The organism is Methylobacterium sp. NPDC080182, assembly GCF_050281105.1.
Taxonomy (GTDB): domain Bacteria; phylum Pseudomonadota; class Alphaproteobacteria; order Rhizobiales; family Beijerinckiaceae; genus Methylobacterium.
The window spans coordinates 407165-420283 of the sequence record NZ_JBNNWO010000002.1; the positions used below are offsets into that span (position 1 = coordinate 407165).

Here is a 13119-nt window from a genome sequence, read left to right on the forward strand (position 1 = left end):
CGCCTCACTCCGCGCTCGCCTGCTCGGAGAGCTTGGCTGTCGGGACCTGAGAGGCGACGGAGCCGCGGGGGACGACGCGGCTGCCGTCCTGAAGGCCGGCGGGCGGGTTGAGGACGACGGTCTCGCCGCTGTCGAGGCCGCTGCGCAGCTCGAGGCGCGTGCCGAGATCGCGCGCGATCGTGATCGGCCGGAGCCGGACGGTGTCGTCCGCCCCGACCACGGCCACGCGCGTCCCCTCCGCGTCGAAGATGAGCGCCTCGGACGGCACGATCACCCGCGGATGCGTGCGCGGCACCGCGAAAGTGACGGCGACGTAGAGGCCCGGCCGCAGGATTCCGTCGGGATTGGCGACGTCGACCTCCGTGTCCAGCGTCCGCACCGAGGATTGGAGAGCCACCGAGCTGCGCGAGACCGTGCCGTCGAAGGTCCGGTCCGCGATCTGCGCGACCTGGACCCGCGCCTTCACCCCGTCGCGGATACCCACGGCGGCCGATTGCGGCACCTGCACCGCGACGCGCAGGACATCGGTGCTGTCGACCGTGAAGAGCGGCGTCCCGGAGCCGGCATCGCCGTGGACGAGGTCGCCGACATCGACCTTGCGGGCGGTCACGATGCCGTCGAACGGCGCGACGACGTTCTCGAAGGTGGTCAGCGTCCGGAGCCGGTCGACGGTCGCCTGCTGGGCGGTGATGTTGGCTTCCGCGACCTTCACCTTCGCCTGCGCGGCGGCGAGGGTCGCGGTGGCGGTCAGCATCCCCGCCCGGGTCTGGTCGGCGTTCTGCTTCGAGGCCCAGCCTTGTCCGGCCAGCGTCGCGGTGCGGGCGTCGGTGACGTTCGCGAGCGTCACATTGGCCTTGGCCTGCTCCACATCCGCCTGCGCGACGGCGAGCTGCGCCTTGAACTGGCCGAGCTGGGCCTCGGCCTGCCGGGCCTGCTGGTCGAGGTCGGGCGCGGCGATCCGGACCAGCAGGTCGCCCTTCTTGACCCGCGACCCGATGTCGACCCGGCGCTCGGCGATGTAGCCGGTGGCGCGGGCGAAGATGTCGGCATGGTCGAAGGCCTCGGTCTGGCCCGGCAGGGTCAGCGTCATGGGCCCGTTATCCACCTGCGCCGGCCCGGTGCGGACCGTCGGAACGAAGTTCACGGCCTCGGCCTGGGTCTCCAGGGAGGCCTGGTAGGTCTCCCAGTGGTGCCAGGCGCCGAGGCCGAGGGCGCTGCCGAGCGCGAGGAACGCCACGAGGAACGGGCGCTTGCGCGGCGGCGGCGGCACCGCGTGGACGAGGGCCTCGCCGGCCCCGTCCTGCCGCAGCGGGTCGATCTCGACCGCGTGCTGGTGCGCCCGCGCGGCTGCCTCGGCGCCGCTCCCGGGGGCGTCGTTGAAACGGGTCATCAATAATCCTCGAGGGGCTTGATCGGGTTGCGGCGGAGCAGGGTGTAGAGAAGGGGGACGAAGAGCAGGGTCGAGACAGTGCCCATCCCGATCCCGCCCATCACCGCGCGGGCGAGGGCGGCGTTCTGCTCGGCGCCTTCGCCGGACCCGATCGCCATCGGGATCAGGCCCAGGAACATCGCGGAGGCGGTCATGAGCACCGGCCGGAGGCGGGTATGGCCGGCCATCAGGGCGGCCTCGCGGGCAGAGCAGCCGGTGGCCTCGCGGTGCTCCTTGGCGAAGGTGACGAGCAGGATCGAGTTCGCGCTCGCCACGCCGACCGACATGATCGCGCCGAACAGGGCGGGGATCGAGAACGCCGTGCTGGTGATGAACAGGCTCATCACGATGCCGCAGAAGGCCAGCGGCAGGGCGGCGATGACCACGAAGGGGTCGACCCACGTCTGGTAGTTCAGGACGAGCAGCAGGTAGACCGCCACCAGCGCGATCCCGAGCCCGAGCTCGATGCGCGAGAAGGCGCTCTCCATGCTCTCGATCTGGCCGCGGACGAGGATCTTGTCCGGGGCCGGGAGCTTGACCTGCTCCTCGGCAACGATCCGGTCCACGGCGTTTCGGACGCTGCCGAGATCCGCGTTCTGGACGTTGGCGAGGATGTCGAAGGTCGGCTGCTGGTTGACGTGGTTGATCACGGTCTGCTCAGGCTGCCGCTGCATCGTGGCGATGTTCGACAGCAGGATCGGGATGCCGGGCCTGTCACCCGCGTCCGTGTGCACCGAGACCGGCGTGTTCATCAGCTGCGTGATGTCGGCGTTGCGCCACTCCGGCGTCTGGACCCAGAGCTGGTACGGCATGCCGGACTTGGGATCGGCCCAGAAGTTCGGGCTGACCTGGAAGGAGCCGGAGAGCGAGACGTTCAGGTTCTGCGCGATGGACTGCTCGCTGACGCCCATCTCGGAGGCCAGCCTGCGGTCGACGTTCACGTACATCTGCGGGGCGTCGACGATCTGGTGCAGGTGGACGTCGACGGCGCCGCGGACCGCCGCGATGCGGCGGACGAGGTCCTGCGCCACGGCGAGGTCCTCGGCATCGTGCCGCCCGGAGACCTGCACGTCGATCTGCGCGACGGTCCCGAAATTCAGGATCTGCGTGATGATGTCGGACGGCTGGAAGTAGAAGGTGTCGTCGGGGAAGGCCTGGTGCAGGACCTGGCGCAGCCGCTTCTCGTAGAAGGAGATCGGCTTATGCTCACCCTTCAGGTTGATGAGCATCTGCCCGTCATTGTAGGCGACGAACGACGCATCCATGAAGGCGAAGTTGTAGTTCGAGGCGGGGAGGCCGATATTGTCCAGGATGAGCCCGAGCTCGTCCTTCGGGACGACCTGCCGGACGACGTCCTCGACCTGCGCGAAGGTCTTCTCCGCCTGCTCGATCCGCTCGCCCGGACGCGTGCGGATATGCAGGGTCATCTGGCTGGATTCGATCTGCGGGAAGTAGTCCTGACCGACGAAGGGGAAGATCGCGGCCGTCACCGCGAAGACGGCGAGCGCGCCGGACAGCGCGCGGGCCGGGTGGCCGAGCACCGCGGACAGGAGGCCGACATAGCCCGCGTGGAAGCGCGCGAACCCGCGCTCGAACGCGTTGCGGAAGGCGAGGGCGCCGCGCAGCGGATATTGAAGCAGCCAAGCGAGGGGCCGTGTCGGCGCGCGGAGAATCCGGCCGAGGACGGAGCGGCGGCGGGGTGGTGACGCCCCATCGACCTCGGCGGCCGGGCCGTGATGCCGGGCGTATTCCGGGGCGACCAGGACGTCGATGAGGATCGCCACCAGCGTCCGCGACAGGAGGTAGGAGGTCAGCATCGCGAAGACCACCGCCTCGGCCTGCGGGACGAAGAGGTAGCGGGGCGCGTCCGTGAGGAAGAAGACCGCCGAGAAGGCCGAGCAGATCGCCAGCGTGGAGATCAGGGCCGGCTTGGCGATGCCGGCCACGCCCTCGACCACCGAGCGCCGGAAGGAGAAGCCTTCCTCGAACATCCGGTAGGTGTTCTCGATCGCGACCGTCGCGTCATCCACGAGGATGCCGACGGCCAGGGCGAGGCCGCCCAGGGTCATCACGTTGATGGTCTGGCCCAGAGCAACCAGGATCGACAGGGAGGTCAGGATGCAGAGCGGGATGGAGACCAGTACCACGATGGTCGAGCGCCAGGAGCCGAGGAACAGCAGGATGGCGAGACCGGTGAGCCCCGCCGCGATCACCGCCTCGCGCACCACGTCGGAGATGGCGTCCGAGACGAAGACCGACTGATCGAACAGCGGCGTGATGGTCATGCCCTTCGGCGCGGCCGCGTGGATGTCAGGCAGCGCGGCCTTGACGGCGTTCACGACGTCCAGGGTCGAGGCCGCGCCGTTCTTGAGGACCTGCAGCAGGACGGAGTGGTGGCCGTCGGCGCGGACGATGTTGATCTGCGGGGGCGAGCCGTCCCGGACATGGGCGACGTCGCGCAGCAGGACCGGCTGGTTGTTCTCGACCTTGATCGGAATGCGGTTGAGCTGATCGACCAGCTGCGGGCTCGAGTTCAGCCGCACCGTGTATTGCTGCGTCCCGATCTTCGCGAGGCCCGAGGGCACGACGAGGTTCTGCTTGAGGACCGCGTTCAGGACATCGAGCGGCGTCATGCCGATCGCGCGCAGCTTGCCGGGGTCGAGATCGACCATGACCTGACGCGGCGCGCCGCCGTAGGGGGAGGGCAGGGTCGAGCCCGGCACCTCGGCGAGCCGGCGGCGGGTCCGGTACTGCGCGTAGTCGAAGACCTTGGTGAGCGGCAGTTTCGAGGACGACAGCGCCATCTGAATGACGGGCACCGACGAGGCGGAGAAGCGCATGATGACGGGGGGCTGCACGCCCGGCGGCATGCGCGAGCGGATCGCGTTCATCGCCGAGTCGACCTGGGTCATCGCCAGATCGATGCTGACCGCGGAATCGAAGTAGATCCGCTCGGTCACCGTGCCCTGGATCGACGTCGACTCGATCCGGCGGATGTTGTTCACGTTGCTCGACAGCGAGAACTCGCTGTAGTTCGTGATGCGCTGGACCATGTCGGTCGCGTCGAGACCGTTATAGGTCCACACCACCACCACCACCGGGATATCGACGGCGGGCAGCACGTCCTTCGGCGCGACGGTGATCGAGCCGAGCCCCGCGAGGAACATGAGGACGGCAAGAACATAGAAGCTCTTGCGAAACTTCAGAGCGAACCGGACGAGTTCCATGTGATCAGTGGGTGTCCCGCCGTGACCCGGCTCCCATTCCCGCGGGGTGCCCGCGTGGACTGGGAGCCGATCAAGCCTCGTGTGCGAAGAGAAGGCAGGGCGAATGCCCGGCACGCCGAAGTTATAGTCCTGGCAAAGACACTCTTCGAATGAATTCGGCACGACAAAATAAAGCGCGTTTAAGAAACTTAAAGCGGCAGCGGATCTCTAAAGTGCGTGGCGAATCCGATGCTTGCACTGTCTCCGTCCCAGGCCGCGGCCGGACGGGCGCGCATCGAATTTTAAAGAAAATTTCTCAAATCAATTCCGTTTTCACTGCTGAAAAGCCTATTTGATTGCAGTGCGCGCTCGGCTTGCGCCATCTTCCGAATGTCGAGATGGGCTGACCCGCCAACGTCGCTGAAGGCAGCGCGTCGCGGCCACGCGGTGATCCCGTCGGGCGGCTGTTCCGAAGCGCGCACGCGTTGTGGCGGGCCTGCTCGCAGAGACCGGCCGCTGACGCCCGCGGCGGTCTCGTCGAACACATCCAGGACATCCGGAGCGCGGCGTCCGCGCTGCCGATCTCGTGCGCGCGAGGAGGCGCGGGCCTATGACCAGACGATGTCTGCTGATCCTGGTCTCGGTGCTCTCACTGGCGCTGCAGACCGGCGTGGCGCTGTCCGAGAGCGAGATGCCGGCAGGAGGCGCCTTCATGAGCAGTTACACTTCGGATCCTTACTTCGACCCGCGGTCACGGTACTCGCAGGCGCACACCACCGGAGACATCCGCGGACAGCCGATGCTCGTCGAACCGGGCGACGCCCAGCCGCCCTGCAAGCTCTTCGACACGGCCTGCGCGGCCGCCTTCGAGCGCTCACGCCCCCACGCGTATCGCTAGGGCCGGCGCCGACCGGGCGAGAGCGGAGCGCTCGCCCTTCTCGGTCCGAAAACGGGCCCTTTGCCGCGCGGAGATGGGGCATGTCAGTCCGGCGTCGGATCGTCCGCGATCCTGCGCCGCAAGTGCACCAACCTCCAGCCCGAGACCGCGCCGACATCCCGCCACCGGCGGCTCGCGCCGGTGGGGCTGCAGTCGACGATACCTGTGAATTCTTGAGCCAGGTTATATCGCAAGGCGTTTGCGCGCTCTATCCCGTTGAAAATTGCACGTTGACGGCGTGCGGGATGAGCAATGATTGAACAGGGCCCACGGATAGCGCGCGAATTCCATGTCGGCGTCGGCGGCGACCGCTGGGCCCTGATGCGCGACCTCCAGACCGGACAGCCCTACGTCTCTCACTCCCCGGGCGATGACGCGCCGGAGGTCCAACTGGATCTCGGTTCCTTCCTCGTGCTGTTCACCGGGGAGGAGCGGGAGAAGCTGCTCCGCCTGATCGGGTCGCTGCTGCCGGACGAGGACGCGCGTGCGGATGCCGACGGCCGGGCCGGCACGTCGCGTCCGCTGACCTTCGTCTCCCGGTGGCTTCCCAATCGGTAGGTCGAGACTTCGGTATTAGCCACCTCGACGCGAATTTTAGGCGCAATTGAGTTCAGTTCGTAAACCGGCCCTTGATCGGTCGCCGCTTATCCTCCGGCGCTCTAGCGCGGAGTACTTATGGACAACCAGCGCAACGCCCGACGCGTCTCCGTCAACCTGAGCGGATGCATCTCGGTGGCCGGCCATCCCGCCATCCCCTGCGTGGTGCACGACATGTCGCGGTGGGGTGTTCGCCTCCGGCTCGTCGGGACCGAGCGGGTGCCCCCCGCGTTCACGCTTACGATCGACGCCACCGACACGGTGATCGGCTGCGAGACGGTCTGGAAGAACGCCGACGAGATCGGGGCCCTGACCGACCTGATGGAGTGAGCGACGGCCGGGTCTGGTACTCACTTTGAACCGGCCGCGGATCGCCTGGCGATCGGGCACGATCGAGGAGCCGCGGCCGCGCGGTCTCGGTTTTTGAGAAGACGTCCAGCGCGCCTCAACCGCGGGCGAGGGCCGCCTCGAATTCCTCGGCCGGGAGGTGCGCGCCGCCGGTCGTCCAGATCACGTGGGTGGCCGCGGCGCCGACCGCCGCGGGCAGCGTGGCGGCGAAGCGCCCGGCCGCCGCGAAGCCCGCCGCCGCCGAGGGCTCCAGGCGCAGGCCCGCCTCGGTCCACATCACCCTGAGCCAGCGGTACAGCGCGTCGTCGGGCACCGTGACCACGGCGGCCACCAGCTTCTCGAGCGTCCGGGCCACCAGCATCGACGCGGAGGCGCAGGCCAACCCGTCCGCCGCGGTGCGGTTGTCGAGGCCGACATCGTAGACGCTGACCGGGCGCTCGAGACCGGCCGCGAGCTGGACCAGCATGCACGGGGACGCGACCGGCTCGACGAAGACCGGATGCACGGCGTCACCGAACACGAGCTTCAGGCCGAAGGCGACGCCGCCCGGCGCGCCACCCACGCCGCAGGGCAGATAGACGAACAGGGGATGCGCCGGCCCCACCGCGATCCCGGCCTCCGCGAGCTGGCGCTGAAGGTCGAGGGCCGCGGCCGCGTAGCCGAGAAACAGGTCGACGGAATCCTCGTCGTCGACGAAATGGGCGTCCGCGCGGCCGGCAAACGCGCCGCGGGCCGCCGCGACCGCCGCCCCGTAATCGCCGCGATGCTCGACGACGCGTGCGCCGAGTTCGCGCAGGCGCTGCTTCTTCCACGCCTTGGCGTCGTGGGACATGTGGACCTCGACCGCGAAGCCGAGCGAGCGCCCCATCAGGCCGACGCTGAAGCCGAGATTGCCGGTGCTGCCAACCGCGATCACGTGGCGGGCGAACAGGGCGCGGAATTCCGGGTCGGCGAAGGCGGCGTAGGATCGCCCCTCGGTGAGCAGTCCGGCCCGCGCGGCCAGGTCCTCGGCATAGGCCAGGACCTCGTAGACGCCGCCGCGCGCCTTGATGCAGCCGGTCACCGGCAGCGCGTGGTCGGCCTTCACCAGCACGCGCCCGTCGGCGCCGTCCAGGACGTCCCGGGACAGGCGCTCTTCCAGCGGGACGAGCGGCGAGTCGATCCGGCCGGCGCCCTCTTCGGGGAACAGGCGCGCCAGGAGCGGCGCGAACCGCTGCCAGCGCGCCACGGCTGCGTCCACGTCGGCCCGGCCGGTCGCGAGTCCGGGCAGGACGGACGCGGTGGCGTCCAGCGCCGGGTTCATCCAGACCGTGGGGCTGGCGCGCCTGACCGCCTCCGGGATCCGGTCGCCCGGCGGTTGAGTCTGCATCCCGTCGACGGCTGCCATGGCGCTCCCGATCCTGCCCGGTTTGTCCGCGCCGACCCTGCGCGAGCGGCGCTCATGCGGCCAATTATATTCTCTGGTGCGGTCTATTAGGCCCGCTTATGGTCGGGCATGCTCGTGAGGCTCGACGCGCGCCTCGCCGGCGACCTGTTCTTCTTCCGCGTCCTGGTCGAGGCGGGCGGCTTCGCCCGTGCGGGCGACCGCCTCGCCGTCACGCAGAGCGCGGTCACGCAGCGGATCCAGCGGCTGGAGCGGCGCCTCGGGTACCCGCTGCTCGAGCGGGGCACCCGCGAGATCCGGCTGACCGCCGCGGGTCACGACCTGTTCGCCGCGGCGCGGAGCGGCTTCGACGGGATGGGCGAGGCCCTGCTCCGGGGGGAACGGCGCGAGGGCCGGGCGACGCTGCGGATCAGCTGCGTCCCCTCCCTGGCCTCGGAATGGCTCGCGCCAAGGCTGAAAGCCTTCAGCGACACGCATCCCGACATCGACGTCGCCGTCTTCGGGGAGACGCACGACCTGGATCCGGGACGCATGGGGCAGTCCGGTATCGACGTCGCGATCCGCTACGGCCCGGCGCCGCCTCCCGGTGCGACGGTCGTCTTCGACCATCCCGAGCCGGTCTACCCGGTCTGCGCCCCGGCCTACCGGGAGGCGGCGGATCCCGGCGGGGCCGTCGTCCTGCTCCATGACGCGACGCCGTGGGAGGCGGCCGCGAGCGTCTCGGAGGAGTGGGATCGCTGGATACGCGTCCACGGGGCGCCCTGGGGCGGCCGTGTCCAGAATCTCTACTTCAACCTCGCGCAACTGGCGCTGCGCGCCTCGCTCGGCGGCTCGGGCATCGCCCTGGGGCGATCGCTGATCGTCGCGCCCTATCGCGCCGACGGGCGCCTCGTGCCGGCTTGCGACGAAGCTGTCATGAACGGGCTCCGGTACTTCGTTCTCGTGCGTGCCCTGCCACTCGCGGGGCCGGCGGCGGCCTTCGTGGACTGGCTCGGCCGGACGATGGCGGGTCCGCCGGGCTCGCCCGAGGCGCCGCGTCGGGACGGTGCGGCGGAATGCGGATAGGGCACCGTCCCGCGCGCGCCGCGCTCGGCGCCCTTCGGTTCGAACGCTCGATCTACCGCCCGGCGGGTCGATCCGTCGACAGCGCGGCTGCCAGATGTGCGACGAAGGCGTTCACCTTGGGACTGACCAAGCGCCGGGACGTATGGAGCGCCCACAGCTCCGTCGGCGGCCCCTCCAGCCAGCCCCAGCAGGCGAGGCGTCCGGCCGCCACGTCGCCCCCGACCAGCGAGCGCGGGAGCAGCGCCGCGCCGGCGCCCGCCACCACGGCGTCGCGCAGCATCGGCAGCGAGGATAGGCGCAGGACCGGCACGGGCGCGTAGGACCGGCGCGTCCGGCCGTCATGGACCTGCCACGTCTCGTCCTGACGCGGCGTCCAGCGCACCGCCGCCGGCACGGTCGCCGCGTCGGTCCCGGCCGACGGTTCGGGACGCGGGACCTCGGGCGGCGCCACCAGCCAGAGCTCGTCCCGCAGGATACAGCGCCCGACGAGGCGCTCGTCCGGCTTCGGATTGACCCGGATGATCACGTCGAAACCCTCCTCGATCGGGTCGACGAACCGGTCCTCGGCGGAGATCTCCAGCTCGACCTCGGGATAAGCGCGGGCGAAGTCCGCGGCGACGCGGCCGAGCTGCGTGTCGGAAAGGAGCAGCGGCGCACTCACCCGGAGCCGCCCACGGGGTCGGTCGAGGCCGCCACCGACGACGGCGCCGGCCTCCGCGATCTCGCTGAGCAGCGGCCCCGTCCGGGCGTGGAGGAGCGCCCCCGCCTCTGTCAGGCGCAGGCTGCGCTCGCCCCGCTCGATCAGCCGCGTCCCGAGGCTCGCCTCGAGCTCGGCGACGCGCCGCGACAGCGTCGCCTTCGGCCGCCCGCTCGCCCGGGCGGCGCGGCCGAAGCCGCCGTGGCCGGCGACGAGATTGAAGTCGGCGAGCGCCGCGAGGTCCATGTGCTGTTCCAGATCCGGGACACCCAGTCCCGATCTTGCCGACTATGGCTCAGAAAAGGAACGGCGCATCTTCGGGTCATCGGCGGCCCGCTCGGGGCCGCCCCGCATCCAGGAGATCCGCCATGACCATCCTCGTCACCGGTTCCACGGGCCGCATCGGCTCCGCCGTCATCGATCATCTCGTCGCCGAGGGGGCCGCCCTGCGCGCTCTGACCCGCTCGCCCGAGAAGGCGCGATTCCCCTCGGGCGTCGAGGCCGTCCGCGGTGATCCCGCCGACATCGACGCGATGCGCGCGGCGCTGGTCGGGGTCGACACCCTGTTCCTGCTCGTCGCCAACGCGCCGGACGAGCTGACCCAGGCGATCACGACGCTCAGCCTCGCCCGCGACGCGGGCGTGCGCGGCATCGTCTATCTCTCGGTCTTCAAGAGCGAGGCCTTCGTCGATGCCCCGCACTTCACCGGCAAGCACGCCGTCGAGCGGATGATCGCGGCCCTCGACCTGCCCGCCACGGTGCTGCGGCCCTCCTACTTCATGCAGAACGACCTCGCCCAGAAGGAGCCGCTTCTCGGGGCCGGCCTGTATGCCGTGCCCCTCGGGCAGGCCGGCGTCTCGATGGTCGACGTGCGCGATATCGCCGAGGCGGCGGCCAACGCGCTGCTGCGCCGCGAGCGCGCGGCCGACCGTCTTCCGGCCGAGACCTACGACGTCGTCGGCCCGGACGCCCTGACGGGCGACGCCCTGGCGGAGATCTGGTCCGAGGCCCTCGGGCGCGCGGTCCGCTACGGAGGCGACGATCTCGACGCGCTGGAGCAGCGGCTCCGGAGCTTCGCCCCCGCCTGGCTCGCCTATGACCTGCGGGTGATGATGCGACGCTACCAGGAGGACGGCGCCGTCGCGACCGAGGCCGAGGTTGCGGACTTCGCGAGGCTCCTCGGCCGCAGGCCGCGCAGCTACCGCGACTTCGCGGGTGAGGTCGCCCGCGACTGGCGGGGCGCCTGAGCGGGGAGGCCCCGCGGGTACGGTCTCACGGGCACTGTCACGCGGGCACGGTCTCACGGGCCGGGAGGCGACGGCGCCTCCCGCCACCGCAGCGCGTCGATCAGGCTGCGCAGGGCGGGCGTGACCTGCCGGTCGGGGTAGTAGAGGTGGCAGCCGGGAAACGACGGACACCACGCCTCCAGCGCCTGGACGAGACGTCCCGCGGCCAGGTCGTCGGCCGCCTCGTCTTCCAGCATGTAGCCGAGCCCGGCACCGGCCCGGATCGCGGCGGCCGCGAGCCGGCCATCGTTCACGACGAGCTGGCCGGCCGCGCGCACCCGGATCTCGCGGCCGTCGCGGGCGAACTCCCAGGGCAGCAACCCACCGCCGCCGACGAGCCGGCAGTTCACGCAGCGATGCGCTTCCAGGTCAGCCGGGCTCTCCGGGCGCGGGTGGCGGGCAAAGTAGTCCGGGGTCGCGACGACCACCGTGCGCAGGTCGGGTCCGACCCGGACCGCCACCATGTCGCGCTCGACCGTCTCGCCGAAGCGGATCCCGGCGTCGAAGCCGGCGGCGACGATGTCGGTCAGGGGGTCGTCCACGATCACCTCCACCGAGACGGCCGGGTGGTCGATCAGGAAGTTGGGCAGTCTGGGCTCGAGGATCGCCCGCGCGGCGTACGCGAAGGTCGTCAGCCGCAGCCGCCCCGACGGCGCGCCGCGCCACTCGGCCAGCGCGTCGAGCCCGCGCGCGACGTCCTCGAGCGCGGGGCCGACCGACCGCAGCAGCCGCTCGCCGGCCGGAGTGAGCGCGACGCTGCGGGTGGTGCGGGCCAGCAGGCGCACGCCGTGACGCGCCTCCAGAGCCCGCATCGTGTGGCTGAGCGCGGAGGGCGACAGCCCCATCTCCGCGGCCGCCCGCGTGAAGCTGTGATGGCGCGCCACCGCCGCGAAAGCCGCCAGATCGTCGAGGGTGCCGCGCCGCATTCCTGAACTGTGCTCACAGGCGCATGCGGAATACCACGGCTAATCCCGATCCCGACGCCGGACTACGTCCAAGCCCTCAACAGTGAGGTGCGGCGATGGATCTGAGGCACTATCGAACCCTGGGACGCTCGGGTCTGGCCGTGAGCCCCCTTGCGCTCGGGACCATGACCTTCGGCGCCGCCCGCTGGGGCAGCGACGCGACGGTCTCGGCGGCCATCTTCGACCGTTACGTCGAAGCGGGCGGCAACTTCCTCGATACGGCCGACGTCTACGCGGGCGGTGCGAGCGAGACGATGCTCGGCGACCTGATCGCGGCGCGCGGTCTGCGCGACCGCCTGGTCGTCGCGACGAAGTCCGGCTTCCCGCGCGCGCAGGGCACGCCGCTCGCCGGAGGCAACAGCGCCCGGAACGTCCGCTCCGGTCTCGAGAGCTCACTGCGCCGTCTCAGGACCGGCTGGATCGACCTGTACTGGACCCATGTCTGGGACCGGACCACGCCGCCGGAGGAAGTCCTCCGGGCGCTGACCGACGCCGTCGCGCGCGGCGACATCCTGTATTACGGATTCTCGAACGCGCCCGCTTGGTACGTCGCGCAGATCGCCGCGCTGGCCCACGCCCACGGCCTGCCGGAACCCATCGGCCTGCAATACGCCTACTCGCTGCTCGACCGGGGCGTAGAACTCGACGTGCTGCCCGCGGGCCGCGCCCTCGGGCTCGGGCTGGTGCCCTGGAGCCCGCTGGCGGCCGGCCTGCTGACCGGCAAGTACGGGCGCGAGAAGCTCGCTCAGGCCGGTCCGGCAGGCTCGCTCCCGGACCGGGCCGGCGACGCGGCCGAGGGCGGCAGCGACGGCCGGCTCAACGGCGACAATCCCTTCGGCGGCATGCTGTTCACCGAGGCGAACTTCGCGGTGGTGGACGTGCTGCGGGCGGTCGCCGCGGACGTCGGCCGACCGATGGCGCAGGTGGCGCTGGCCTGGGTCGCGCGGCGATCCGGCGTCGCCTCGGTCCTGGTCGGGGCGAGCCGCCCGGAGCAGCTGGCGCAGAACATCGCCGCCCTCGAGGTCGTCCTGACGCCCGAGCAGCAGGCCCGCCTGGATGAGGCCGGGGCTCCGCCGCAACTCAATCCCTACTTCATCTTCGAGCTGCCGACGTCGCGCATCTTCGGCGGTGAACGGGTCGAGGCGTGGTAGACCCGCGTCCGCGATCGGCTCGGGGGATCGAGACCGGGCTTGCCGGTGAGCCCC

11 protein-coding genes are annotated in these 13119 nt (G+C 70.7%); 6 read left to right on the top strand and 5 right to left on the bottom strand.

Annotated features, from left to right (window positions below; translation table 11 throughout):
- Positions 1 to 4: 4 nt before the first annotated feature.
- Positions 5 to 1390, bottom strand: a complete 1386-nt coding sequence (locus ACQKQD_RS05135) for an efflux RND transporter periplasmic adaptor subunit (RefSeq protein WP_427507665.1) — start codon at positions 1388 to 1390, stop codon at positions 5 to 7.
- Positions 1390 to 4656, bottom strand: coding sequence for an efflux RND transporter permease subunit (locus ACQKQD_RS05140; RefSeq protein ID WP_091677762.1), 3267 nt, complete (start codon positions 4654 to 4656; stop codon positions 1390 to 1392). The genes ACQKQD_RS05135 and ACQKQD_RS05140 overlap by 1 nt, the downstream gene beginning before the upstream one ends.
- Positions 4657 to 5245: 589 nt before the next feature.
- Here ACQKQD_RS05140 and ACQKQD_RS05145 point away from each other — a divergent pair.
- The 3 genes from ACQKQD_RS05145 (at position 5246) to ACQKQD_RS05155 (ending at position 6499) form a co-directional block, all read left to right on the top strand.
- On the top strand, positions 5246 to 5533 hold the full coding sequence (locus tag ACQKQD_RS05145) for a hypothetical protein (RefSeq protein WP_427507666.1): 288 nt from the start codon (positions 5246 to 5248) through the stop codon (positions 5531 to 5533).
- A 291-nt stretch (positions 5534 to 5824) separates the two neighbouring features.
- On the top strand, positions 5825 to 6130 hold the full coding sequence (locus ACQKQD_RS05150) for a hypothetical protein (protein ID WP_020091600.1): 306 nt from the start codon (positions 5825 to 5827) through the stop codon (positions 6128 to 6130).
- Between the two features lie 117 nt (positions 6131 to 6247).
- The gene (locus ACQKQD_RS05155) at positions 6248 to 6499 is read left to right on the top strand and encodes a PilZ domain-containing protein (protein WP_020091601.1); all 252 of its coding nucleotides are present in this window, start codon (positions 6248 to 6250) and stop codon (positions 6497 to 6499) included.
- Between the two features lie 115 nt (positions 6500 to 6614).
- On the opposite strand, the gene ACQKQD_RS05160 is transcribed toward ACQKQD_RS05155, so the two are convergent.
- Complete coding sequence (locus tag ACQKQD_RS05160; protein ID WP_427507667.1) at positions 6615 to 7904, bottom strand: D-serine ammonia-lyase; 1290 nt, start codon at positions 7902 to 7904, stop codon at positions 6615 to 6617.
- Positions 7905 to 8012: 108 nt separating this feature from the next.
- Between ACQKQD_RS05160 and ACQKQD_RS05165 the strand changes: the two genes are divergently transcribed.
- Positions 8013 to 8966: a LysR substrate-binding domain-containing protein gene (locus ACQKQD_RS05165; RefSeq protein WP_427507668.1), complete on the top strand. Its 954-nt coding sequence runs from the start codon at positions 8013 to 8015 to the stop codon at positions 8964 to 8966.
- 52 nt (positions 8967 to 9018) lie between these two features.
- Here the strand turns inward: ACQKQD_RS05165 and ACQKQD_RS05170 are convergent, their stop codons facing one another.
- On the bottom strand, positions 9019 to 9909 hold the full coding sequence (locus tag ACQKQD_RS05170) for a LysR family transcriptional regulator (protein WP_427507669.1): 891 nt from the start codon (positions 9907 to 9909) through the stop codon (positions 9019 to 9021).
- 122 nt (positions 9910 to 10031) lie between these two features.
- On the opposite strand from ACQKQD_RS05170, the gene ACQKQD_RS05175 reads away from it, so the two are divergent.
- Positions 10032 to 10910 carry an SDR family oxidoreductase gene (locus tag ACQKQD_RS05175; protein WP_427507670.1) on the top strand — a complete coding sequence of 293 codons (879 nt, stop codon included), beginning with the start codon at positions 10032 to 10034 and terminating at the stop codon, positions 10908 to 10910.
- Positions 10911 to 10963: 53 nt separating this feature from the next.
- Here ACQKQD_RS05175 and ACQKQD_RS05180 read toward each other — a convergent pair whose 3' ends face one another.
- Positions 10964 to 11875, bottom strand: a complete 912-nt coding sequence (locus ACQKQD_RS05180) for a LysR family transcriptional regulator (protein WP_427507671.1) — start codon at positions 11873 to 11875, stop codon at positions 10964 to 10966.
- 95 nt (positions 11876 to 11970) lie between these two features.
- On the opposite strand from ACQKQD_RS05180, the gene ACQKQD_RS05185 reads away from it, so the two are divergent.
- Entirely contained in the window at positions 11971 to 13065 is a 1095-nt protein-coding gene (locus tag ACQKQD_RS05185; RefSeq protein WP_427507672.1) for an aldo/keto reductase, read from the top strand.
- Positions 13066 to 13119: the final 54 nt, after the last annotated feature.